The sequence below is a fragment of the Pedobacter nutrimenti genome (assembly GCF_003208655.1).
Classification (GTDB): Bacteria; Bacteroidota; Bacteroidia; order Sphingobacteriales; family Sphingobacteriaceae; genus Pedobacter; species Pedobacter nutrimenti.
Map to the genome: position 1 here is coordinate 155,793 of NZ_QKLU01000006.1, position 25,108 is coordinate 180,900.

Below are 25,108 nucleotides of genomic sequence, written 5' to 3' on the forward strand. Positions count from 1 at the left end.
CCAACAACTATGAAAAAAACCATTACCTTACTCATTTTACTGCTGATCTCCACGCTCACCTTATGGGCACAGGAGAAAACCATCAGCGGTAAAATCACTTCAACCGAGGACGGACTGCCCATTCCCGGTGTGAGTGTAACCGTAAAAGGAACAAACAAAGGGACCTCAACAGACGGAAACGGAAGTTATTCCATTCAGGCCGCTCCCGGAGCGGTACTCTGGATCAGGTCCATCGGCTTCCAGCCGAAAGAAATTACCGTTGGCAGCGGGGCTGTGATCAATGTAAGCCTTTCTCCCGACAGCCAGAACCTCAATGAAATTGTGGTGACGGCTTTGGGCATTAAACGAAGTGAGAAATCACTGGGTTATTCTGCTCAGCAGGTTAAAGGAGATGACCTGACCTTAACCAAACAACAAAACGTATTGGGTACCCTGGCAGGGAAAATTGCCGGTGTGCAGGTGGTGGGTTCCTCGGGGGCAAGTATGGGCGGGACCCAGAAAATTAAAATCCGTGGGGCCAATTCCCTGACAGGAAAAGACCAGCCTTTAATGGTGGTTGATGGTACACCGATTTCCAATCAGAATTTTTCCAACAGTACCTCTAATGGTGCGGATTATGGAAATGTGGGACAGGACATCAACCCTGACGATATTGAATCTGTGAGTGTGCTCAAAGGTCCGGCCGCCTCTGCCTTGTATGGCCTTCGTGGGCAGTATGGGGTGATTATGATTACCACCAAAAAGGGTAAGAAAGGACCTAAAGAATTGACCGTGCAACTGAGTTCAGCTTTTGCCATTGAAAAAACGGGAAACTTTATGCCTTTGCAGAATATTTATGGGGTGGGGAATGCGCAGACTTTCCTGACTTTACCTAATGGACAAAAATACCTGGATGGAAATGACGAAAGCTGGGGACCAAAAATGGATGGTACACCCGTAAGGATGTATTATAGTTTTTACAAGCAGGACCCGCGTTATGGGCAATTGACCCCTTTTGTTCCGCAGCCTGATAACATCAAAAATTTATATCAGACCGGGTATAACCTGAACAACAATATATCTGTTGCAGGTGGTAATGAAAACTCGGCCCTGCGCTTCAGCTACAACAATGGTTATATTGGTGGGGTACTGCCAAATACCTGGCTGAAAAGGAACAATCTTGCGGTAAACGGATCTCTCGACCTGACTAAAAAACTCAGCGTAGGTGCCAATATCAATTATGCCAACAACAGTGCCCAACGGCCAACAGAGGGCTATCAGGGCTCTGGAACTGGATCGGTTCAGTGGTTTCAACGAAACATTGACATGAACGAACTTCGTAATTACAAATACCCTGATGGGACGATCAAAAACTGGAACGTGAACCCGGACAAAACCCTGGCGACCATTACGCCTGATGGCAATAAACCCAGTGACTGGAACAATCCGTTCTTTGACTTGTATGAAAATCTGAACAAAGACAGCAGGGACCGTTTTTTTGGAGATGTGAACATCAGCTATCAGGTCCTGCCAGAGTTGAAGCTGAGTGCTTTTGCCAGGTCAGACCGCTTTACCCAGAACATTTCACATCAGGAAGCCCTGGGTGGGAGAAATTTGGACGGTTACTGGGTAGGTAAATACCAGAATACGGAAAACAACTACGAATTTTTAGGCCAGTTCAACAAAACCTGGGGCGAGCTTTCCCTGAACGGAAATTTTGGGGCAAATTTACTGACACAAAATTATAGCTACCTCAGACAGGAAACACAGGGTGGGTTGTCGAGCCCGGCATTTTATAATATCGAAGGCTCAGTAGACCGTCCGCTGGTGACCTCATACCTGCGGCGAAAAGAGGTACGGAGTATGTATGCAACGGCTTCTTTTGGTTATAAAGACACCTATTTCCTGGAGGGAACCATTCGGAATGACAATTCTTCAGCCCTGCCAAAAAATAATAACTCTTATTGGTATCCTTCGGTATCCGGAAGTTTTGTTTTTAATGAACTGCTTAAGTGGGAGCCGCTGAGTTATGGTAAGGTCAGATTGGGTTATGCTATTGCCGGATCAGATTTATCTCCTTATCAGACAGGGTACTATTACGAGATCGGAAACACCTATAAAAATGACCTGGTTAACATTAATACTCAATATGTACCTGACCAGCTGAACAATCCGGCTATAAAGCCCTCTTTTGCCCATTCTATGGAGGCCGGGATTGACCTGAGGTTTTTAAAGAACAGGGTAGGTCTGGAGTTTACCTATTACAATCAGGAAAATCAGAATGAGATCATTCCTTTAACCGTTCCGGGAGCAACAGGTTATTCCAGTTTTATTGTAAATGCCGGAAAAATCCAGAACAAAGGAATAGAAGTCACCCTTACGGGAAAACCAGTAGTGTCCAAATTTTTTAGCTGGGATGCTACACTGAACTTCAGCCGGAACCGGAGCATGATCAAAGAACTTTACCCGGATGTAAACACGTACAGACTGGATTACAATACCTATTCAAAAGTCGATATTTTCCTGAATGCCGAAGTTGGCAAACCTTTTGGAAACCTGGTCGGTCAGGCTTATCAGCGTGATGCGGCAACGGGCAAAATTCTTCTGGATAAGAATAATCTGCCAATGTATGAAGCCAATCATGATTTCGGCACGGTACTGCCTAAATTTACAGGTGGTTTTGTGAATAATTTTCACATTGGTTCTTTTGACCTGAGTGCAATGATTGATTTCCAGTCAGGGGGTAAATTCTTTAGCTGGACCAAAATGCTTGCCGTGAAATCTGGTCAGGCTGCAGAAACTGCTGCTTTAAACGATAAAGGTTTTAATGTGCGTGATGCAGTGGCGAACGGTGGTGGTGTAAAAGTAAGCGGAATTTCTTCGGTAACCGGGCAGGAAGTAACGGCATACGTAGAAGCAAGGAATTATTACCGCAACCTTTTAGGAACACAGGTTTATGAAGAATGGCTGATGGATGCTTCCTATGTAAAATTGCGTGAAATCAGTTTGGGCTATAACCTGAGCCAAAAAACCTTGAAAAAACTGCCTTTCAGATCGGCTAAAATTGCATTGGTGGCGAGAAATCCATTAATGATCTGGCAGAAAGCGCCTAAGGGGCTGGATCCCTCAGATCTTTCGGCAGGAAGTGCTTCCATTAGCTGGATTGAAAAAGGACAGTTGCCAACTGTTCGTTCTTATGGGATCAATCTAAACTTAACCTTTTAACTACAAGTCATGAAAAGAATACATACATTAACGGGATTGCTGGCAATGGGCTTGTTTTTTAGCTCCTGTTCGAAATTTAATGACGACATTAACACCAACCCCAATAAACCCACTGTGGCCTCTGGAACGAAATTGATTGCCAATGCAGAGTTTTATCTGCAGGACATGAGCTCCAATGCCTATGGTAACCTTTATCCGCAGTATTTATCCAACACCACATTTACGGAAGATGCGCGCTATTCGACCGTATATTTTAATTATTATACCTGGTATACGGGCCCAATGATGAACCTGGAAACGGTGATCAACTCTGGTTCTCTGGATATAAAAGAGGGACCGATTGTCAATCAGATTGCGGTGGCTAAAATTTTAAAGGCTTATTTTTTATGGCATGTGACCGATCGCTGGGGGAACCTTCCGTTTTCTCAGGCGCTAAAAGGTAAGGACCTGGTCAATCCGGTTTATGATAAGCAGCAGGATATTTATACCGGCATTTTTAAATTATTGGACGAGGCCAACGCAAGTATTGTGGTTGCAGGAGGTAACATTAAAAATGACTTTATGTACAACGGGGATATGACCAGCTGGAAAAAATTTGGGAATACCATTCATATGCTCGCAGCATTGCGTTTGTCTAAAGTCGATCCTCAACTGGGTAAGACAGAATTTAACAAAGCGCTAGCAGCTGGGGTAATAGACAATAATAACCTGAATTTTACTTATCGTAACCTTTCAGATGCGGTTAATCAGAATTACTGGTACAATTCCTTTTCCATACTTAAAAGAAAATGGTATGCGGTGAGTAAAACCCTGGTGGATAGAATGAAACCCTTTAATGACCCGCGCTTGGCGATTTATGCAGATAAAAACCTTGCAGGAAATTATGTCGGACTGGATTATGGTTTAAACAGTTCGGTTGTGGTGGATAATTACTCTCTACTTGGTGCGGCCATTCGTCAACAAAATTCACCAGTGTATCTGGTGACTTATGCACAGGCTTTGTTTGCGCAGGCAGAAGCGGCAAAAATTACCTGGATTCCCGGGGGAGATGCAACCGCCCAAAGCAATTATGATTTGGCCATTGAACAGTCTATCCGTCAATGGAACAACAATGATGTGAGTGGTTTGGCGGCATTTAAAGCCAATCCGGAAATTGCCTATGATGCGACAAACGGTTTGGCTAAAATTGCAACCCAGCGCTGGGTGCATTTGTTTATGAATGGTTATGAGTCCTGGGCAGAATGGCGCCGGACAGGCCTTCCTGTTTTAAATCCTCCGGCCGATCTGGGTAAGCCGATTCCAAGAAGAGAAGCTTATCCAACCCTGGAGCGCTCCGTAAATACTGCCAATTACAACGCAGCTGTTGCTGCTTTTCCATATGGCGGGGCAGATGACCTGAACGCCAGGGTCTGGTGGGATAAACCTTAATTTTTAATTTGTTTGTTTTGATTTGGGAAGCCCGGCTGAAAAGCCGGGCTTTTTTGCAAAAAAAAACGAGGTGAAAATTTCCAAAACCCCTCAATTAGCCGGGAAGTGATTTTGTGCTTCCAGAGCAGATGAGTCCGGTATGAGTCCGGTATGAATCCGACATGCGTCCGGATTTCTGATAAAAAATCCGGATACATATCGGAAAGATTATGTACTGATAACAGATTCATTATAACCTTTTTTCAGCTACCGGTTGAAAATTCAATTTCCTGAAGTTTTTCATTTTCCTGTTGACGGACTGAAAAAGCCTCCTGTCCCGCTGGGGGAAAAGAAATGAAAAAAAATCCTGTTTTAATCGGGAACTAGCGCAAACAAGTGGGGGCGATCTAGCTGTTTTTTTATTATTTTAGCAACAGATAATAGTCAGACATGAGCGAGGAACCTGTAAACAACTCTTTTGGAATTTTAAAAAGTCTTAAAAAATTAATTTTTGAGGATAGCCCGGAACCAGCTGTGCCTGAGCCTAAAACAAGTGTTGCCCAAGCTGCACCTGAAGTTAAGGCCGCAACACCTGTAACGAAAAACCCGCAAACGAATCTAACCCAAAATACTTCGGATCTTCCTGTGGGGGACGTAAAGCAAATGAAGCTGAAAGTACTGGAAATCCTGGAAAGGATCAATGAACCAGGTGTTGATTTTTTTGAGGTTTGGAATGCCGCTGCGGCAATGGGCGCAGTAGATGCCGGATCGCTTAAAGCAGCCTTTACTTCTTTGAAATATGCAGATAAGACACTGGATAAGGACAAGCTGATCCGCACCGGAGAAAGTTATGCGGCTGAACTGAAAAGAGTCATTGACAAAGAAACTGCTCAGAAACAGGCGCAAAAGGAAAGCATTGAACAAAGCCAGGTGGCCGAAAAAGCGAACCTGAGTACAGAAGTAGAAAAACTGCAGCAGGACATTGAGGCCCTGAAGGAAAAGTTAAGTGCCAGACAAAAAGAGCTCAAAGAGATCAACAGTAAATATGAACCCCAATTGAAAGATATCGATGCTAAAATTGCACTTGGCAATACTGCAGTCACCGAAGTGATTACAGATATTGAAAATGCACTTCAAATAATTGAAACCAATATAAACTAAAACCCCGCTATGGAAAACAAGAACCAATTTGTAAACATACCTTCAGAACTGAAGAGCCAGCTGCCGATTTTCCAGGTGCTGGGTGACCACCTGCCGAGTCAGCTTCAGACACCAGAAGCTAAAAAAACCATTTCAAGCATTTTCTTTTGGGCGCTTATTTTGGGCGGTGCCTTTGCCTTTTTCAAGTTCCTGCCCATTATGCTGGAATATGCAGCCAAAAGCATTTTATTGGTTGTTTTTAGTATTGTCCTGATTGTCTTGCTGTTGCTTGCACCAAAAATTATTGCCATGCTGCACAGGCTTGGGACCATTTTGATTTTTAAAGGAGAGAAAGCCATTATCCGCAACAACCCCATTGAAACGCTTCAGTTGTTGTCCAAAGATGCCAAGGACACTTTAAAAAGGGTCAAAGATAAAATTGCCAATGTGGACGGTGTTCGCATTGATATGATCCAAAGTGGTGAAACGGCACAAAAAACTGCCGAAGAAAAATATACTTATGCCAAACGTTTTACCGTGGAGGCTGCAAACCTGGATGAAAAATCGAAGCAGGAAAGTGCGAATAACAATCCTGAAAAAGCAAATGATTATACCCGGGATGCGAAAGAAACCCGTACCAAGGCTTTCCTGCTGGGGAAAGAAGGAGAAGCCGAAGAGCAGAACGCCAGAAGCTATGTGCAGTATGCAAATCAGTTTGCCAAAGTATTGGAGGTGCTCAAGGACAATGAAAGTGCTGCCCGTATTTATGTGAGTACGCTCGACAGCAGCATTTCCATTATTTCCAAAAAACTGGAAGCCACTCAGAAAATGAAAAATGCAACCGAGGGCCTGGCCGAAGTGTTTAACATCAAAGACGGATGGGTATTTCAGGAAGCCATGGATGCAGCAACTGGAGCCATCAGCCAGAATATTGCTTCTATCCGTTCCAATCTTGATTTTCTGGATCAGAACAACAACATCACCGTGGGCGGTGCTCCTTCACAGGGCGAACTGGAAGAGTTTATCAAAAAAGTGGATGAGCGCAATCTAAAAATGCTTAATGTCAGTAAAATGGCCGACTCTTATTATGAACTGAAACCGGAAGAAAAAGTAGATAAAGGTTTCTCTTTACTGGACTAATCAATAACATCAAATAGATCAATACTTATGGAAGAAAAATCAACATGGGCCCGCTTACGCTGGCCGATAAAAGCAATTATCATTGCCATTCCCATTATCGGAATCGGTTACTGGGGTTTTGAAAGTGGAAAATTTGAAGGCATTTCGACTAAAAATGATGCTGCCAAAGAGGCAGCCGCTGCGGTAGATGCCAGTCCTGCGGTAAAAAGCAGCGATGACAAAAGGGTGTTTAACTATACACCGGAAAAACCGGTTAATGGTGAATATAAAGGTGTCGTGGAGGTGGGTGCTTCTGGTTTTAACTCTTTTGTGGTAAACATTGACAAGGAAAAACGCTGGGAGATCATTTCCAAAGATTTTGGTAAATCCTTTGTATACGAAGGGATGGCCAGTACTGAGGACATCCGTAAAGGCCTTAAAGATTATATCGGAGCCATGTTTGACAAAGGTGTGAAATCTAAAAACATTCACTTTGTGATCAGCTCGGGTGCGCAAAAAGAACCAAAAACAGCGGCCATTACTTCTGAACTAAAAAAAATGGGTTATGTGGTGAACCTGGTGACTGCAGAACAGGAAGGCAAACTGGCCCTGAAATGTGTATTGCCTGCCAGTTATTATGACAATTCTTTTGTAGTGGATATCGGCTCAGGTAATACGAAAATTTCCTGGATGGACGGTGAGGTGAAATCGGCTGAAGCACCAGGCGCAAAATATTACGAAAAAGACCTGAAAGACCAGCTGGTATATGACCTGGTTAAAAAATTAGCCGGAAAGATCCCTGCGGCCAAACGTGAAATTTGCTTCATCATTGGCGGGGTACCTTTTGAACTGGCCAAACAAGGCCGTACAGGTGAAGAAAGGTTTACCGTGCTGCAAAATCCGGATAAATATGCAACAGATAAAGTGAAAATTAAAAGTGGGGTAAACATTTATAAGGCCATTAAAGACGCCACCAATTGTGATACTTTTGTATTCGACTGGGATGCGAATTTTACCATCGGCTTTTTACTGGCCATGAAATAATTTTTTAAAAGAAACAACCAAGGCAGCCGTTTTCCGATCAGGGGAGCGGCTGCTGTCGTTTACTGACCTTTTAACCCTGAAAGTTAAAAGCTGTGTTAATTTTATTCATTTATAACGCCTAATTAACCTACCCTTAACAATGCACCTGTACATTTGTGGTGTAAATATTTGGTTAGTATTTATAAGTTTAGGTTTAGTTGATAACAAAAAGCCACGATGGATGTCGTGGCTTTTCGTTTTAAAAGTTTTTTCCGATTTTTTCCAGCATTTCCGGCGGAATATTTTGGGTATCCACCAGCAGGAAGCCATCCAGGCAATCTGAAAACTTGGGATCTATATTGAAGCAAATGATTTTTGCATTCAGGTTCATATACTGCCGGAGCAAAACCGGTATTTTGATATGGGTGTTTTCTATATCCGAAATCAGGCTGTCCAGGTCTTTCAAAGATTCACTGCTTTCAATAAGCAGGTCTTTATCAATAGGGGTCAGGTCGGCCTTAAATTTATTTTTTGGTTTTACATAATGCGCCAGCTCGTAGTCGAAATGATTTTTGGTAATGTAATCCACAATCAGCGACTTGGAAAACTTGGAGAAATTATTACTAATGCTCACCGGGCCGAACATGTACCTGTATTGCGGGTTGTCCAGCAGATATTTCAGGATCCCTTTCCACAATAAAAACAGGGGCAACGGTTTTTGCTGGTATTCTTTGCGGATCCAGGAACGTCCCAGTTCAATACCTTTACGTAAAATAGGGTAAAATGGCTCCTTAATTTTAAACAATTCAGAAAGGTAAAACCCCCTGCGGCCCATGGTGTTCAGGATTTCATCCCCTTTACCGATCCGGTAAGCCCCTACAATATTCTGCTGTTCTTTATCCCAGATGAATAAATGATGATAATAGATGTCATAATTGTCCAGGTCAATCTTTTTATTGGTCCCTTCTCCGACTTCCCTGAAGGTAATCTCACGCAGGCGGCCGATTTCTTTCAGGATATTGGGAATAATGGCTGTCGGGGTAATATACACCTCATAATTTTTTTCGGCCCATACCCGGAAACTTTCCAATTGCTCTACTTCTTCTACAATCAGTTCCCTTGGGGTTTCCTCAATAACTGGTTCTGGTTTTTTCTTGATCTTGAACAGGTTAATCGGATTGAACAGTTTACGTTCCTGTTCAAGTCCTGTACCCAGTGCATAGGTGCGCGCCCTTAAAAAGTCAAGCAATTTATTGGTGTTGTTCCGGTAAGAAATATCTTCTATTTGTATGGGTTTACCAATGCGGACTTTCATTTTAAGCCCTTGTTTGTTCAGGAACTCAGAAGGCAGCTTGGCTGTACGCAGGGTCGGGTGTATAAAACTCAGGATGTTAAACAATATTCCGTTATTTCCGTGAAAATAAATCGGTACCACGGGAACTTTGGCCCGGGCAATGAGTTTCCCTACTACAGGATGCCATATGCGGTCCGTAATTTCCTGTTTGTCCAGACTGAAGGTAGATACTTCGCCTGCAGGAAAGATTCCGATAGGGGTGCCGCTTTGCAGCAGGTCGAAGGTGGCTTTTAAGCCACTGATGCTGGAAGAATGCTGTACATTTTCAAAAGGGTTAACGGCTACAAAAAACTCATCCAGGTTTGGAATCTTTTTTAAGATGAAATTGACCATCACTTTGGCCTCAGGTCTTACTGTGCACAGTAATTTGACCAGGGCAAGCCCTTCCACACCACCATAAGGATGGTTGGCAATGGCAATAAAACCCCCTGTTTTAGGGATGTTTTTCAGGTCATCTTCATCAAAATCTATGCTGACGCCAATTGTCTCCAGTATCTTGTCAACGAATTCCAGCCCGCTGAAATGTTTGTTCTGAGAGAAAACTTTATTGATGTCGTTGAGCTTCATCACTTCCATAAGCAGTGCCGCCAGGCCAGGTACACCTAATTTGTCTATTTTGGTGGCCTTGGCGAATTCTTTGGTGGTTATGATCTTCATTTAAAAATTGGTTTTTGGATTTATTACTGCCTCCGGGAACAAGCAGTAAACGCAACACCAAAAATATGATTTATATTTCTAACAAGTGTTCAAAATTTAAATACAGATGTCCTGCTTATTTAAACAGGGGTTTAAAAGTTTTTTAACCAGTTTTTGAAAGGACTGAACGACATTGGCTGCAATGAAAAATCGTTTAATTGCCCGTTTTAACTTTAGTAAAAAAGAATTCAACGGTTTGGTCCTTTTGCTGGGCTTGCTGCTGGCCCTGATGTTTTTTCCTTATGCCTTTAAATGGTGCTTTCCGGTAAAGGACAATCCCCGGGAAGATGAACTTGCCCTGTTGGAACTGAGGGCCAGGCTGGAAAAACAAAGCTTTTCCCGGCAGACAAAAGAAAAGCTGTTCTTCAAAAAACCAAAACCGGGAGCGCTGTTTTCTTTTGATCCGAACGCTATTGGACTTGAACAATGGCAACAGTTGGGTTTTTCCGAAAAGCAGGCCTTATCTATCTTAAACTACCGGAGCAAGGGAGGCCGGTTCAAAAGAGCGGAAGACCTGCAGAAAATATATGTGGTCTCTGCCGGTCAGTACCAGCGGCTTTATCCTTATATAAAAATCTCATCCGCGCCTGCAGACAGTTCCCCAGGGCAAACAAAGCGGGGCTACACTGCTCCGGTGAAAGTATGGATAGAGCTCAATGCGGCCGACAGTATGGAACTGGACAGGGTCAGGGGAATAGGGCCTGCCTTTGCCAGACGAATTGTGAAGTACCGGGACCGTTTGGGTGGTTTTTATAAAAAGGAACAGTTGTTGGAGGTTTTTGGCCTGGACTCGGCTAAGTTTATGGAAATCAGGGACCAGGTTTGGGCAGACAGTACAGCCGTCAAAAAACTGAATATCAATACCGCGGTTATGGAAGATTTTAAATACCATCCCTACCTGAGGTACAAACAAGCAAATGCGATTATAGAATATCGGAAACAACACGGAAATTATGTTAATATTGCAGACTTAAAAAAGGTTGCTATTCTTACACCCCCGCTGGTGGAGATACTAAGCCATTATATTTCTTTTTAATCATGATTGAATCAAAAATAAAGCAGACGGTAAGAGATGTTGCCGATTTTCCAAAACCGGGAATCGTTTTTAAAGACATTACCCCGATTTTAAAAGATGCGGAACTTTGTAAAGAGATTACGGCCGCTCTGGCCGCCCAGGTGGAAAATTTACAGGTTGATGTGGTGGCAGGTATTGAAAGCCGTGGCTTTTTGTTTGGAATGCTGTTGGCGCAGGCCCTTAAAATTCCTTTTGTTCCCATTAGGAAGGCCGGAAAACTGCCTTTTAAAACGATACAGCAGGCTTGTAACCTGGAGTACGGGAGCGCGATACTGGAATTGCACGAAGATGCCCTTCAAGCTGGCCAGCGGGTACTGATCCATGATGATCTTCTGGCTACAGGGGGTACAGTGGTTGCCGCTTCCAAACTGGTCGGTCAACTGCAGGCAGAAGTGGTTGGCTGTTCTTTTATTATTGCACTGGACTTTTTAAAGGGTAGGGAGCGTCTGGCAGAATATAGCCCGGCCGTGTTTTCCCTGGCTTCTTATTAATTTTGTTTCTTCCGGCAGGAAAAAAATATTAAAATATTTTTGGCTTGCCGGAACTGTGATTTTATAGCTTGAAACTGACATCATCAGGTTAATGAACTAAATACCATTTTGTTCTGTTTTAAGGAGAATATTTTTCTGCATATGCTGTTGAATTATTTGCCTATAATTGCTCAAATTCAATAGAAAAACATGCATGAAGTACTAGATAATCCGCTGGGATACAATTTCACAGTTTCCGAAAATCAGGAGATGGTGAGGAAGATGGTGAAAGATTTTGCGGAAAAAAATATCCGGCCAAATGTAATGGAATGGGATGAATCACAATATTTTCCGGTAGAGGTTTTTAAGAAATTAGGTGAGCTGGGTTTAATGGGCGTTTTGGTCCCTGAAGAATTCGGTGGTTCGGGTTTCGGCTATCAGGAATATGTTGATGTGATTGTGGAAGTTGCAAAGGTCTGCGGTTCTGTGGGCCTGTCTGTTGCCGCACACAATTCGTTGTGTACAGGACACATTATGACCTTCGCCAATGAAGAACAGAAAAGAAAATGGCTTCCAAAACTGGCCACTGCCGAATGGATCGGTGCCTGGGGATTAACAGAAGCCAACACCGGATCTGATGCCATGCGAATGATGACCACAGCTGTGCGTGAGGGAGATGAGTATGTGATCAACGGGGCAAAAAACTGGATTACCCATGGTAAATCAGGTGATGTTGCCGTGGTTATGGTCCGTACAGGTGAAAAAGGCGATTCTAAAGGAATTTCTGCTATTGTGGTAGAGCGCGGCACACCGGGTTTCTCTGCTGGCAAAAAGGAAAATAAACTGGGCATGCGTGCTTCGGAAACAACTGAAATGATTTTTGACAACTGCCGGGTTCCTGTAGCGAACCTGCTGGGTAAGGAAGGGGAAGGTTTCAAACAAGCCATGAAGGTACTTGATGGTGGCCGGATTTCCATTGCTGCTTTATCTTTGGGAATTGCAAAAGGCGCTTATGAAGCAGCAGTGGCTTATTCTAAAGAACGTCACCAATTTGGTCAGCCGATTTCCAGCTTTCAGGGCATTAGTTTTAAACTGGCGGATATGGCCACCGAAATTGAAGCGGCAGAATTGCTGATCCGTCAGGCTGCCGATATGAAGAACCGTGGGGTGAAAATGACAAAAGAATCTGCGATGGCAAAATATTTTGCCTCTGAGGTTGCTGTCAGGGCGTCTACCGAAGCGGTCCAGATTTTTGGTGGTTATGGCTATACAAAGGATTTTCCGGTAGAGAAATTTTACAGGGATAGTAAATTATGTACTATTGGTGAGGGAACTTCCGAAATTCAGAAAATAGTTATTGCAAGAGAAGTTTTAAATGCTTAACTTGTAACCACTTTAATTCAAAACAAGCATATTCTAACCAAATATAAAACTAGAGCCGCCGGTGACCTCAGTCACCGGCTTTTTTATGTTTCATCCATTTCAGGACAGCTGGATAATGATTTAAATATAGGTTGAAGCCGGTCAAGTCGTCTAAACGCCCCGCATATGGCCTCGTTGTAACTGCTCCTGCAAAATTACAACAATGTTGTTTGTTTTCTGGCTGCTTTTTGATCCGGATTTATATCTTTGCCGCCTTCTAATTAACAATCAAAAAACATGAAAAAATTATTTACAATTTTACTCTTTACCCTATGCAGTTTCGCGGCCTTTTCACAACAAAAGGGCAGTTTTGAATTTGGATTTAATGTGGGTTATAACATTGCAACAGTGCAAAGCGGCTCCCTAACCAATACTGAATTTAGGAGCGGGGTGAACATTGGGGCCTCTGGTGATTACTTTTTTTCTGACAGGTGGAGTCTTAAAGCAAAACTAAGTTATGATCAGAAAGGCTGGAACAAAGGATTTATTACCGATTTAGATAAAAATCAAAGTGCTGTGACCAATTATCATTTTGATTATTTGACCATTCCTGTAATGGCCAACTGGCATTTTGGTAAGACCAGAAACTGGTACCTGAATTTCGGTCCTTATGCCGGAGTTTTACTTAGTGCAAAAGAGACTGCTTTTCATAAAGATTTAAAAGACTTTTCAAATGGCCTTGATCTGGGCTTTGCCTTGGGTATCGGTGTAAAAATACCTGTTGCAGATAAAATTAAAATTGTACTGGAAGCCGATGGACAAGGTGGTTTGACAGACATCCTGAAAAACAACCAGGGCTCTAGTCTCAGGAATTCCAGGACCAGTTTGAATGCCGGTGTGGCTTTTGCACTTTAGGATTTAAATTACAGTAATAAAAAGAGGGCATCATAAAGATTGCCCTCTTTTTATTTTTTAAGCTATGGCTGCGGCGCGTTGCGGGAAGATACAATGCTATCGACCACAAAAGTGCTGAAACCCCGCCAGGGCAGTTTGGCATTGTATTCCTTATAATGAAGTTCGTACACCTTTCCGCTATTGGACATGAGCTGCTGGGCGAGCTTTTCATCGGCAATAGAAAATTCAAATTCATTGGATTGTATACTGCCGGCCTGCTTGGACTGAACACCCGACTGGATCAATTTCCCTTCATAAGTTTTGAACAGATATCCTTTTTTGACTACATAATTGAGTTCTCCGGATTTAACCCCTTCCCCGAAAACAAAATAGTACCGGTAATACACCAGTCCTGCAAGGATTACAACGGCAGCAAGGATGCCATAGGTAAGTGCTTTTTTTCCTGTTGTCATATTTTAGATGATATTAAGTAATTAGCCTCTATGTAAGTAAAACTGTGCCAGATATTTAAATGTCTTTCTGCCCGGCCAAAGCAAACCGCTAATATTTTAAAATATATTTTATAGTTGCTGGAATTATACTTACATTTGCATCCCCTGATAATAAGGGAATTAAAAAGAACCGAGAGGAGGTATTTTAACGTTATGATTATAATTAATATTAAAGACGGCGAATCATTAGATAAAGCGCTGAAACGTTTCAAAAAGAAATTTGAAAAAACAGGAGTGTTGAGAGAACTACGTAGCCGTCAAGCATACGAGAAAAAATCCGTTACTCGCCGCACGCAAGTTAAACACGCTATTTACAAGCAAAATATGCAACTGGAAGGCACAGTTTAAGCCCGATAGTTCTACCATAAAAAAAACGCAGCTGAAGAATTCGGCTGCGTTTTTTTTATGGTCATTTTTGTCATTATTTCAAATAAAACTTGTTTGTTTCCTTCGTTTTTGTATATTCAACTTATCGGTTTTTATAAGCAGCATCTATGGCAATAGAAACATTTTTAGCCCATTTGACCAACGAGAAACGTTATTCGCCTTATACGGTCACTTCCTATCAGACAGACCTGCTGCAATTCAGTGATTACCTGCAGGAAACATTTGAAATGGGATTGCTGGAGGCCGAGCACCTGCACATCAGAAATTACATTGTGTACCTGATGGAGCACCAGATCGGGGCAAGCTCGGTGAACCGGAAACTTTCTGCGCTACGGAGTTTTTATAAATATAACCAGCGCATGGGCCTGCTGTCTGCCAACCCTGCAGCCAGAATCAAAGCACCCAAAGCCGCAAAACATTTACCCGTATTTATTGACGATCAGAAACTGGATGAACTGCTGGATTCTGACGTATATTTTAATGACAGTTTCCCTTCGGTAAGAGATAAAATGATCATAGAAGTGTTTTTTGGTACAGGGATGAGGTTATCTGAGCTCCTGGGGCTTAAAGAAGCAGATCTGGATCATTATAACCAGACCGTTAAAGTGCTGGGCAAGGGAGGAAAGGAACGGATCATTCCGATAGCAAGGCCTCTGGCCGGACAGCTGAAAGATTATATTATGTTAAAATCATTACAAAATTTTAATAACAAAACAGAGGTCTTATTCGTTAATGATACAGGTAAGCCTGCAAGCCGGAACTTTATTTATGGACAGGTCAGAAACTACCTGGCATTTATCTCTACGCAGGATAAAAAAAGCCCGCATGTACTGCGGCATTCCTACGCCACCAGCCTGCTGAACAGGGGAGCGGATTTAAATGCAATAAAAGAATTACTGGGGCATGCCAGCTTGGCGGCCACCCAGGTGTATACGCACAATTCAATTGAAAGATTAAAAACTATATATAAACAAGCCCATCCAAAGGCATAAAAAAGGAGGACAACATGAAAATCACAGTTCAATCGATCCATTTCAGTGCAGACAAGAAGTTGTTGGATTTTATTCAAAGAAAGGTTGATAAACTGGACCAGTTTTTTGACCAGATCATCAGTGGGGAAGTTTACCTGAAACTGGAAAATGTGGATGACGAGGCGAATAAAATCAGCGAAATTAAGCTGATGGTTCCCGGAGGAACTTTGTTTGCAAAAGAGCAGTGCAAAACATTTGAAGAAGCGACAGATTTGTCGATTGAATCCTTAAAAAAACAAATTACGAAACATAAAGATAAGACCAGAACAAAATTAAGCGAACATAAAGCAATTTTAACCGCGAATGAAGTGTCTGATTATTAGATACATCGTTTTAAAAGAAGATTGACGGCCCAAAAGCCGTCAATTTTTTTTTAAAAATAATTTTGCATAGAAGATTTATTCTTGTAGATTTGCATTCCATTTCGGAACAGGCGTTAAGCTTTTAAGATTTGGAAAGGTTCTGTGAAAGTTTTAGAATAACATAAAATACATTAGTTTTGCAACACAAAATGTATGTATAAGCCTCCTTAGCTCAGCTGGTAGAGCAACTGACTTGTAATCAGTAGGTCATTGGTTCGATCCCGATAGGAGGCTCTTTTAATAGAGCGCAGCAATGTGTTATGGTTAAAAGATGGGGAGATACCAGAGTGGCCAAATGGGACAGACTGTAACTCTGTTGTCGCAAGACTTCGAAGGTTCGAATCCTTCTCTCCCCACAATAAAAGAAGCGGAAGTAGCTCAGTTGGTAGAGCGATAGCCTTCCAAGCTATAGGTCGCGAGTTCGAACCTCGTCTTCCGCTCTTAAATGGAAAAGTTGGGCTTCGGCAGGAATTGTGTTTTTTAGATCTTTAAGGTCTAACGATTACGCTGCTGAGATTAAAAGCCGAAGTAGCTCAGCGGTAGAGCACTTCCTTGGTAAGGAAGAGGTCGTGGGTTCAAGTCCCATCTTTGGCTCAGGAAATAAGAAACTTTGTTAAATCTGTAATAGAACAGAGTGAACAAGGTTTTTTGTATTGAAATAGTATCAAAACAACAAATTAAAATAAAAGTTAACCTACTAATAAGTATAAAAACATGGCAAAAGAAAAGTTTGACCGCAGTAAGCCGCACTTAAACATCGGTACAATCGGTCACGTTGACCACGGTAAAACAACCTTAACAGCAGCTATCACTAAGGTCTTGGCTGATGCTGGTTTAACTGAGGCTCGTTCATTTGATTCGATTGACTCAGCTCCTGAGGAAAAAGAAAGAGGTATCACCATTAATACAGCACACGTTGAGTATTCAACTGCTAACCGTCACTATGCTCACGTTGACTGTCCAGGTCACGCGGATTACGTGAAAAACATGGTTACTGGTGCTGCGCAAATGGATGGAGCTATCATCGTAGTAGCTGCTACAGATGGTCCAATGCCACAAACTCGCGAGCACATCCTATTGGCTCGTCAGGTAGGTGTTCCTTCATTAGTTGTATTCATGAATAAAGTGGATATGGTTGATGATCCTGAATTATTGGAATTAGTAGAAATGGAAGTTCGTGAATTGTTATCATTCTATGAATTCCCTGGTGATGATATTCCTGTTATCCAAGGTTCTGCTTTGGGTGGTTTGAATGGCGATCCGAAATGGGTTGGTAAAATCATGGAATTAATGGATGCTGTTGATAGCTATATTCCAATTCCTCCACGTTTGACTGATCTTCCATTCTTAATGCCTGTTGAGGACGTATTCTCGATCACTGGTCGTGGTACTGTTGCAACTGGTCGTATTGAGCGTGGTGTAATCAACTCTGGTGATCCTGTTGAGATCCTGGGTATGGGTGCTGAAAATCTTAAATCAACTGTAACAGGTGTTGAGATGTTCCGTAAGATCCTTGATTATGGTGAAGCTGGTGATAACGTAGGTTTATTGTTACGTGGTATTGAGAAAACTGATATCCGTCGTGGTATGGTTATCTGCAAACCAGGTTCTGTAACTCCTCACACTGATTTCAAAGCTGAGATCTATGTATTGTCAAAAGCAGAAGGTGGTCGTCACACTCCGTTCTTTAACAAATACCGTCCTCAATTCTATTTCCGTACCACAGACGTAACAGGTGAAATTTCACTTGCTGAAGGAACTGAAATGGTTATGCCAGGTGATAACGTTACCATCACTGTAAAGTTGATCAACGCTATCGCAATGGAAAAAGGTCTTCGTTTCGCTATCCGTGAAGGTGGTAGAACTGTAGGAGCTGGTCAGGTAACTGAAATCCTGAAATAGTAAAAACGTCCTAAGTACATCGTATTTAGACAGTATACGACTTAGTACTTAAACAAAGAAGTTTAATTTAACCGAAGGTTTAAGTACTAAGTTATTTTATACACGGGCATAGTTCAATGGTAGAATAGAGGTCTCCAAAACCTTTGATCAGGGTTCGAATCCTTGTGCCCGTGCAAAAACTTAAATATGGCTAGCGTAGTTCAATTTATTAAAGAATCATATGAAGAAATGACCCAGAAGGTTACCTGGCCGGCATGGGGAGAATTGTTGAATTCTGCAGTGTTGGTTCTTGTAGCTTCTCTGATTATTGCAGTCGTTGTATTTGCAATGGATAAGGGCTCTACTTTTGTTTTAGATACTTTTTATAAATCACTTTCTAATTAATATATAAAGCTAAATGAACGATCAGTTAAAGTGGTATGTAGTTAGAGCTGTTAGCGGAAAAGAGAAGAAGGTTAAACAGTATATCGATTCTGAAATTAGTCGTTTAGGTTTTTCACATCTTGTTCCTCAGGTATTGATCCCAATGGAAAAATACTACCAGATGAAAGATGGCAAGAAAATTGCTAAAGAACGTAACTTCTATCCTGGTTATGTTTTGATTGAAGCAATACTTGACGGAGAATTGGAGCACATTATTAAAAATGTTAATAGTGTGATTGGTTTTTTAGGGGATAAAGGTGGAAACCCGGTACCTATGCGTCAGGCAGAGGTTAATCGTATTTTGGGTAAAGTTGATGAGATGAGCCAGCAAGGCGAAACCATGAACGTTGCTTATTATGTTGGAGAGAACGTTAAAGTAATGGATGGACCTTTTAATGGTTTCACCGGCGTGATCGAAGAGGTAAATGAAGAGAAAAAGAAACTAAAAGTTATGGTTAAGATCTTTGGACGTAAAACGCCATTGGAACTTAACTACATGCAAGTAGAAAAAGAATAAAATAATGGTCAGTATTGACCGTTATTTATATCTATATAAGAGCTTAAATGTTACATGCTTCCAATATTTAACATTGAGTATTACAATTAACAAAACAAAAAATGGCAAAAGAAGTCAGTGCGCTTGTTAAATTACAAATCAAAGGTGGAGCTGCAAACCCATCGCCTCCGGTAGGACCTGCATTAGGTGCTAAAGGGGTGAACATTATGGAGTTTTGCAAGCAATTCAATGCTCGTACCCAAGATAAGCCAGGTAAAGTATTACCAGTTGTAATTACTGTTTATGCTGACAAGTCTTTCGAATTTATCATCAAAACCCCTCCGGTAGCTATCCAGTTAAAAGATGCTACTAAATTACAGAGTGGTTCTGCTGAGCCCAACCGTAAAAAAGTTGGTTCGGTGACTTGGGATCAGGTTAAATCGATTGCTGAAGATAAGATGACTGACTTAAACGCTTTCACTATCGAATCAGCAATGAGTATGGTTGCCGGTACAGCACGCAGTATGGGAATCACCGTTAGCGGTGACGCACCCTGGAAAAATTAATTAACAAAAAACAGTTTACAACAGTGGCTAAATTAACAAAAAATCAAAAAAAGGCACATGCTAAACTAGAAGCCGGTAAATCGTATTCTTTAAAGGATGCGGCTGCTTTGGTAAAAGAGATTACTACAACTAAATTTGACGCTTCGGTTGATATCGACGTTGCTTTAGGTGTAGATCCACGTAAAGCCAATCAAATGGTACGTGGTATCGCAACTTTACCTCACGGCACTGGTAAAACTGTACGCGTTTTAGTTCTTTGTACTCCTGATAAGGAAGAAGAAGCTAAAGCTGCAGGTGCAGATTTCGTAGGTTTAGACGAATATGTAGCCAAGATTGAAGGTGGATGGACTGATGTTGACATTATTATCACTACTCCTGCTTGTATGGCAAAAGTAGGTAAGCTAGGACGTGTTTTAGGTCCTCGTAACCTTATGCCAAACCCGAAATCAGGTACTGTAACCAACGAAGTTGGTAAAGCGGTAACTGACGTAAAAGGCGGAAAAATTGATTTTAAAGTTGACAAAACAGGTATCATACACGCTTCAGTAGGAAAAGTATCATTCCCAGCAGATAAAATATATGAAAATGCATTAGAAGTACTTCAGGTAATTTCTAAGCTAAAACCATCTGCTGCAAAAGGAACTTATTTTAAGAGCATTCATGTTTCTTCAACAATGAGTCCTGGAATAGCAGTCGAAACTAAATCAGTAGCGGGGATCTAATTATGAACAGAGAAGAAAAACACGAACTAGTTTCAGCTCTTCAAGAGAAAATGCAGGAGTTTGGCAACTTTTATATTGCTGATACTTCAAGCTTATCTGTTGAGAAAGTTAATAATATCCGTCGCAAATGTTTCGAAAGCGGAATCGAAATGCAGGTAGCTAAAAATACTTTGATCAAAAAAGCGATCGAAGGATTAGAAGGCGATGCATCAGAGATCTTTGCTGCCCTTAAAGGTCAATCAGCCTTATTATTCTCTGCAACTGGTAATGCTCCGGCAAAACTGATTAAAGCACTGAGAAAAGGATCTGATAAACCAGTACTTAAAGCGGCTTATATTGATTCATCAGTTTATGTTGGTGATAACCATTTAGATGCATTGGTAAGCTTGAAATCAAGAGAAGAGCTTATTGGAGACATCATTGGATTATTACAATCGCCAGCTAAAAATGTTGTTTCTGCCCTTAAGTCGAGCGGTGGTAAAATTGCAGGAATTGTTAAAACTCTTCAAGAAAGAGAAGGTTAAGGAACACCTTATAAGTTCATATTATTAAATTATTTTACGTAAATTTTTAAAAATCTATAAAATGGCAGATTTAAAAGCGTTTGCTGAGCAATTGGTAAACTTAACAGTTAAAGAAGTTAACGAATTAGCTCAAATCTTAAAAGACGAGTATGGTATTGAACCAGCTGCTGCTGCAGTTGCTGTTGCAGGTCCTGCTGCTGATGCTGCTCCTGCAGCTGAAGAGAAATCAACTTTTGATGTAATCTTAAAAGAAGCTGGTGGTCAGAAATTAGCAGTTGTTAAATTGGTAAAAGACTTAACTGGTCTAGGTTTGAAAGAAGCTAAAGATTTAGTTGACGGTGCACCAAAAGAATTAAAAGCTGGTGTTGCTAAAGACGAAGCTGAAGCTCTTAAAAAACAATTAGAAGAAGCTGGAGCTGTAGTTGAAATTAAGTAATCACTTAATTTTAATATAACTTTAACATAGACTCCGACTATTACAGTCGGAGTCTATACCTGTTTATAAACATTTCATTTAGTTTGATTGATGAAATGCATTTAACGGCAAATCAAACAAATAGTTTATTCTTAAAGTAAATTAACTTTAGTCCATTGGCAAATAAAGTCGACCAAAGAGTAAATTTTGCACGTAGTAAGCACATTATAGATTACCCTGATTTTCTTGATGTACAGTTGCAATCATTCAGAGAGTTTTTTCAGATAGAGACCACTTCAGATAACCGTCACACAGAGGGTTTGTTTAAAGTATTTGCTGAAAATTTCCCAATCACTGATTCCAGGAACATTTTTGTTCTGGAGTTCCTTGATTATTTTATTGACCCGCCGCGTTATGATATACCAGAGTGTATTGACCGTGGGTTAACTTATAGTGTTCCGTTAAAAGCGAAGCTGAAACTTTCCTGTAACGATGCAGAACACGAAGATTTTGAAACCATCATTCAGGATGTGTATTTAGGAACCATACCATATATGACGCCTAAAGGTACATTCGTGATCAATGGGGCAGAGCGTGTTATCGTTTCACAGCTGCACAGGTCGCCTGGTGTATTCTTCGGTCAGAGCCGTCACACCAATGGTACTAAACTTTATTCTGCGAGGGTAATTCCTTTCAAAGGATCATGGATCGAATTTGCAACGGACGTGAACAACGTCATGTATGCTTACATCGACCGTAAGAAAAAATTCCCGGTAACCACTTTATTGCGTGCAATCGGTTACGATTCTGATAAAGACATCCTGGAACTGTTTGACCTGGCTGATGAAGTGAAGGTAAGCAAGTCCGGTCTGAAAAAGTATATCGGCCGTAAATTAGCAGCAAGAGTCCTGAGAAAATGGGTTGAGGATTTTGTAGACGAAGATACTGGTGAGGTAGTGTCTATAGATCGTAACGAAGTGATCCTGGACAGGGATACTGTTTTAGAAGACGAACACATTGATATGATCATTGATGCCGGTGTTAAAACCATTATTCTTTCTAAAGATGATGGAGCAAGCCAGGCAGATTATACCATTATATATAATACATTACAGAAAGATACTTCTAACTCTGAAAAAGAGGCTGTTGAAAACATCTACCGTGCTTTGCGTAATGCAGAACCACCTGATGAGGAAACTGCAAGAGGTATCATTGAGCGTTTGTTCTTCTCGGATAAACGTTATGACTTGGGTGATGTTGGTCGTTACCGCATCAACCGTAAGTTGAAAATGGATACACCGGACGATGTAAAAGTATTGACAAAGGCAGATATTATTGCAATTGTTAAATACCTGATCAAGTTAATCAACTCTAAAGAAGAGGTGGATGATATCGATCACTTGTCCAACCGTCGTGTACGTACTGTAGGTGAGCAGCTTTACGCCCAGTTTGGTGTAGGTCTGGCACGTATGGCCCGTACCATCCGTGAACGTATGAACATCCGTGACAACGAGGTGTTTACACCAACAGATTTGATTAATGCCCGTACTTTATCCTCGGTGATTAATTCCTTCTTTGGAACCAACCAGCTTTCGCAGTTTATGGACCAGACCAACCCTCTGGCAGAGATTACGCACAAGCGTCGTCTTTCAGCTTTAGGTCCAGGTGGTCTTTCCCGCGAACGTGCAGGTTTCGAGGTGCGTGACGTTCACTATACACACTACGGTCGTTTGTGTACGATTGAAACACCAGAGGGACCAAACATCGGTTTGATTTCTTCTCTGTGTGTCCATGCGAAGATCAATAACTTAGGTTTTATTGAAACACCATATAAGAGGGTAGAAAATGGGGTCGTTGTTGTAGATGAGCCTGTTATTTATCTTTCTGCAGAAGATGAGGATGGTAAAACCATTGCTCAGGCAAATGCTGAATATGACGATAAAGGTAATTTCAATACGCCGCGTGTAAAAGCACGTTACGAAGGTGACTTCCCGATTATTGAACCAGAAAAACTGGATTTAATGGACGTAGCACCAAATCAGATTACCTCTATTGCAGCTTCACTGATTCCTTTCCTGGAGCATGATGATGCGAACAGGGCCCTGATGGGATCTAACATGCAACGCCAGGCCGTACCTTTGTTACGTCCTGAGGCGCCAATTGTTGGTACTGGTCTGGAAGGCCGTGTTGCACGTGACTCCAGAACACTGATCAATGCAGAAGGAAACGGTGTGGTTGAATATGTAGATGCCAATGAAATCACCATTAAATACGAAAGAAATGACGGTGACCGTTTAGTTTCTTTTGAAGGTGACAGCAAAACATATAAATTAATTAAGTTCAAAAAAACCAACCAGAATACCTGTATCAACTTAAAACCAATCGTTAAGAAAGGACAAAAAGTTGTAAAAGGACAGGTATTGTGCGAAGGTTATGCTACTGAAAATGGAGAGCTGGCTTTAGGAAGAAACTTAAAAGTGGCCTTCATGCCTTGGCAAGGATATAACTTTGAGGATGCGATTGTAATTAACGAACGTATTGTCAGGGAAGATATCTTTACTTCACTGCACATTGAAGAGTTTGAACTTGAAGTGCGTGATACCAAACGCGGAGAAGAAGAACTGACACCAGATATTCCTAACGTTTCTGAAGAGGCTACAAAAGATCTGGACGAAAACGGTATCATCCGCATCGGTGCTGAAGTGAAAGAAGGAGATATCCTGATTGGTAAAATCACACCTAAAGGAGAGTCTGATCCTTCACCAGAAGAAAAACTGCTTCGTGCGATCTTTGGTGATAAAGCAGGTGATGTAAAAGATGCTTCTTTGAAAACACCTCCTTCCATTAAAGGGGTGGTTATTGACACTAAATTATTCTCAAGAGCTAAGAAAACGACCAAAGCGGAAGAAAAATCTGCAATCGAAAAATTAGACAAGAAATACAATTTAGCAGTTGAGAACCTTAAAAACGAACTGGTAGATAAATTGTTCCAGATTGTAAACGGCAAAACATCTCAGGGTGTATTTAACGTCTACAAAGAACTGTTGTTCCCTAAAGGTGCCAAGTTTACACAGAAAAGTTTAGCTGAACTGGAGTATGCACACATCAATCCATACAAATGGACTACTGATGATGATAAAAACGAACAGATCAAAATGTTGTTGCACAACTATGGTATTCGTGTGAACGAAGAACTGGGTGCTTACAAACGTGATAAGTTTGCCATCAGTGTAGGAGATGAGCTTCCTTCAGGTATCGTTCAGATGGCTAAAGTTTATGTGGCTAAAAAACGTAAGCTGAAAGTAGGGGATAAGATGGCTGGACGTCACGGTAATAAGGGTATTGTTGCCCGTATCGTTCGTGATGAAGATATGCCGTTCCTGGATGATGGAACACCGGTTGATATCGTGTTGAACCCACTGGGTGTACCTTCACGTATGAACCTTGGTCAGATCTATGAAACTGTATTGGCATGGGCCGGTAAAGAACTGGGAGTGAAATTTGCAACCCCGATTTTTGATGGTGCCAAGCATGATGAAGTGGAAGAGTGGATCGCTAAAGCAGGTGTACCGGCTTCAGGAAGAACCTATCTGCACAACGGTTTGACTGGTGAGCGTTTTGACCAGCCAACAACAGTAGGTATTATCTATATGCTGAAATTAGGTCACATGGTTGATGATAAGATGCACGCCCGTTCAATCGGACCGTACTCTTTAATTACGCAACAACCATTGGGTGGTAAAGCTCAGTTCGGTGGTCAGCGTTTTGGTGAGATGGAGGTTTGGGCATTGGAAGCATTTGGTGCAGCCAATATCCTTCAGGAAATCTTAACCGTGAAATCTGATGATGTAATCGGTAGAGCAAAAACCTATGAGGCAATTGTAAAAGGTGAAAACCTTCCTACACCAGGTGTACCGGAATCATTCAATGTATTGGTTCACGAGTTACGCGGATTAGGTTTGGATATTACGTTAGACTAAAAGTTTTAAGTTATATGTGCTGCACTTTTAGTGCAGCACTCTAT

General features: G+C 41.5%; 22 protein-coding genes and 5 tRNA genes. 25 read left to right on the top strand and 2 right to left on the bottom strand.

Going from position 1 to position 25,108, the window contains the following annotated elements; genetic code table 11:
* The first annotated feature begins 9 nt into the window (after window positions 1–9).
* From B0O44_RS17370 to B0O44_RS17395, 5 genes are all read left to right on the top strand, one after another.
* Window positions 10–3,204, top strand: a complete 3,195-nt coding sequence (locus B0O44_RS17370) for a SusC/RagA family TonB-linked outer membrane protein (RefSeq protein ID WP_110833331.1) — start codon at window positions 10–12, stop codon at window positions 3,202–3,204.
* 9 nt (window positions 3,205–3,213) lie between these two features.
* Complete coding sequence (locus tag B0O44_RS17375; RefSeq protein ID WP_110833333.1) at window positions 3,214–4,632, top strand: SusD/RagB family nutrient-binding outer membrane lipoprotein; 1,419 nt, start codon at window positions 3,214–3,216, stop codon at window positions 4,630–4,632.
* Window positions 4,633–5,061: 429 nt separating this feature from the next.
* Window positions 5,062–5,772: a hypothetical protein gene (locus B0O44_RS17385; RefSeq protein WP_110833340.1), complete on the top strand. Its 711-nt coding sequence runs from the start codon at window positions 5,062–5,064 to the stop codon at window positions 5,770–5,772.
* Between the two features lie 9 nt (window positions 5,773–5,781).
* Window positions 5,782–6,891, top strand: a complete 1,110-nt coding sequence (locus B0O44_RS17390; protein WP_110833342.1) for a hypothetical protein — start codon at window positions 5,782–5,784, stop codon at window positions 6,889–6,891.
* Window positions 6,892–6,918: 27 nt separating this feature from the next.
* Window positions 6,919–7,914, top strand: a complete 996-nt coding sequence (locus B0O44_RS17395) for a hypothetical protein (RefSeq protein WP_110833344.1) — start codon at window positions 6,919–6,921, stop codon at window positions 7,912–7,914.
* Between the two features lie 238 nt (window positions 7,915–8,152).
* Here the strand turns inward: B0O44_RS17395 and B0O44_RS17400 are convergent, their stop codons facing one another.
* Window positions 8,153–9,904 carry a lysophospholipid acyltransferase family protein gene (locus B0O44_RS17400; protein WP_110833346.1) on the bottom strand — a complete coding sequence of 584 codons (1,752 nt, stop codon included), beginning with the start codon at window positions 9,902–9,904 and terminating at the stop codon, window positions 8,153–8,155.
* A gap of 181 nt (window positions 9,905–10,085) precedes the next feature.
* Here B0O44_RS17400 and B0O44_RS17405 point away from each other — a divergent pair, with 181 nt between their 5' ends.
* The 4 genes from B0O44_RS17405 to B0O44_RS17420 all read left to right on the top strand — a co-directional run bounded on the left by B0O44_RS17405 (window position 10,086) and on the right by B0O44_RS17420 (window position 13,765).
* A complete protein-coding gene (locus B0O44_RS17405) occupies window positions 10,086–10,979 on the top strand; it encodes a ComEA family DNA-binding protein (RefSeq protein ID WP_110833348.1) in 894 nt (297 codons plus the stop codon).
* A gap of 2 nt (window positions 10,980–10,981) precedes the next feature.
* Window positions 10,982–11,509, top strand: coding sequence for an adenine phosphoribosyltransferase (locus tag B0O44_RS17410; RefSeq protein WP_110833350.1), 528 nt, complete (start codon window positions 10,982–10,984; stop codon window positions 11,507–11,509).
* A gap of 189 nt (window positions 11,510–11,698) precedes the next feature.
* Window positions 11,699–12,871 (top strand): acyl-CoA dehydrogenase, encoded by a 1,173-nt coding sequence (locus tag B0O44_RS17415; protein ID WP_110833352.1) that lies wholly within the window; start codon window positions 11,699–11,701, stop codon window positions 12,869–12,871.
* Between the two features lie 276 nt (window positions 12,872–13,147).
* The gene (locus B0O44_RS17420) at window positions 13,148–13,765 is read left to right on the top strand and encodes a porin family protein (protein ID WP_110833355.1); all 618 of its coding nucleotides are present in this window, start codon (window positions 13,148–13,150) and stop codon (window positions 13,763–13,765) included.
* A gap of 62 nt (window positions 13,766–13,827) precedes the next feature.
* Here B0O44_RS17420 and B0O44_RS17425 read toward each other — a convergent pair whose 3' ends face one another.
* Window positions 13,828–14,217, bottom strand: coding sequence for a hypothetical protein (locus tag B0O44_RS17425; protein ID WP_110833357.1), 390 nt, complete (start codon window positions 14,215–14,217; stop codon window positions 13,828–13,830).
* Between the two features lie 192 nt (window positions 14,218–14,409).
* Here B0O44_RS17425 and rpsU point away from each other — a divergent pair, with 192 nt between their 5' ends.
* The 16 genes from rpsU (at window position 14,410) to rpoB (ending at window position 25,064) form a co-directional block, all read left to right on the top strand.
* Complete coding sequence (gene rpsU / locus B0O44_RS17430; RefSeq protein ID WP_110833360.1) at window positions 14,410–14,604, top strand: 30S ribosomal protein S21; 195 nt, start codon at window positions 14,410–14,412, stop codon at window positions 14,602–14,604.
* Between the two features lie 146 nt (window positions 14,605–14,750).
* Window positions 14,751–15,635, top strand: a complete 885-nt coding sequence (locus tag B0O44_RS17435) for a tyrosine-type recombinase/integrase (protein WP_110833363.1) — start codon at window positions 14,751–14,753, stop codon at window positions 15,633–15,635.
* Window positions 15,636–15,649: 14 nt separating this feature from the next.
* Window positions 15,650–15,997: a ribosome hibernation-promoting factor, HPF/YfiA family gene (hpf, locus tag B0O44_RS17440; RefSeq protein ID WP_110833366.1), complete on the top strand. Its 348-nt coding sequence runs from the start codon at window positions 15,650–15,652 to the stop codon at window positions 15,995–15,997.
* Between the two features lie 200 nt (window positions 15,998–16,197).
* A tRNA-Thr gene (locus B0O44_RS17445) sits at window positions 16,198–16,270 on the top strand.
* A gap of 39 nt (window positions 16,271–16,309) precedes the next feature.
* Window positions 16,310–16,392 (top strand) — tRNA-Tyr (locus B0O44_RS17450).
* Window positions 16,393–16,403: 11 nt separating this feature from the next.
* A tRNA-Gly gene (locus B0O44_RS17455) sits at window positions 16,404–16,476 on the top strand.
* A gap of 82 nt (window positions 16,477–16,558) precedes the next feature.
* Window positions 16,559–16,630: transfer RNA gene (locus tag B0O44_RS17460), tRNA-Thr, on the top strand.
* A gap of 120 nt (window positions 16,631–16,750) precedes the next feature.
* The gene (gene tuf / locus B0O44_RS17465; RefSeq protein ID WP_086545150.1) at window positions 16,751–17,938 is read left to right on the top strand and encodes an elongation factor Tu; all 1,188 of its coding nucleotides are present in this window, start codon (window positions 16,751–16,753) and stop codon (window positions 17,936–17,938) included.
* A 102-nt stretch (window positions 17,939–18,040) separates the two neighbouring features.
* Window positions 18,041–18,111 (top strand) — tRNA-Trp (locus B0O44_RS17470).
* Window positions 18,112–18,124: 13 nt separating this feature from the next.
* Window positions 18,125–18,322, top strand: a complete 198-nt coding sequence (secE, locus tag B0O44_RS17475; RefSeq protein ID WP_110833369.1) for a preprotein translocase subunit SecE — start codon at window positions 18,125–18,127, stop codon at window positions 18,320–18,322.
* A 13-nt stretch (window positions 18,323–18,335) separates the two neighbouring features.
* On the top strand, window positions 18,336–18,878 hold the full coding sequence (nusG, locus tag B0O44_RS17480; RefSeq protein ID WP_110833371.1) for a transcription termination/antitermination protein NusG: 543 nt from the start codon (window positions 18,336–18,338) through the stop codon (window positions 18,876–18,878).
* A gap of 101 nt (window positions 18,879–18,979) precedes the next feature.
* The gene (rplK, locus tag B0O44_RS17485) at window positions 18,980–19,423 is read left to right on the top strand and encodes a 50S ribosomal protein L11 (RefSeq protein WP_110833373.1); all 444 of its coding nucleotides are present in this window, start codon (window positions 18,980–18,982) and stop codon (window positions 19,421–19,423) included.
* Window positions 19,424–19,446: 23 nt separating this feature from the next.
* Window positions 19,447–20,145, top strand: coding sequence for a 50S ribosomal protein L1 (gene rplA / locus B0O44_RS17490; RefSeq protein ID WP_110833375.1), 699 nt, complete (start codon window positions 19,447–19,449; stop codon window positions 20,143–20,145).
* A 2-nt stretch (window positions 20,146–20,147) separates the two neighbouring features.
* Complete coding sequence (gene rplJ / locus B0O44_RS17495; protein ID WP_110833378.1) at window positions 20,148–20,669, top strand: 50S ribosomal protein L10; 522 nt, start codon at window positions 20,148–20,150, stop codon at window positions 20,667–20,669.
* Window positions 20,670–20,730: 61 nt separating this feature from the next.
* Window positions 20,731–21,105 (top strand): 50S ribosomal protein L7/L12, encoded by a 375-nt coding sequence (gene rplL / locus B0O44_RS17500; RefSeq protein WP_110833381.1) that lies wholly within the window; start codon window positions 20,731–20,733, stop codon window positions 21,103–21,105.
* 155 nt (window positions 21,106–21,260) lie between these two features.
* Window positions 21,261–25,064, top strand: a complete 3,804-nt coding sequence (gene rpoB / locus B0O44_RS17505) for a DNA-directed RNA polymerase subunit beta (protein ID WP_110833383.1) — start codon at window positions 21,261–21,263, stop codon at window positions 25,062–25,064.
* Window positions 25,065–25,108: the final 44 nt, after the last annotated feature.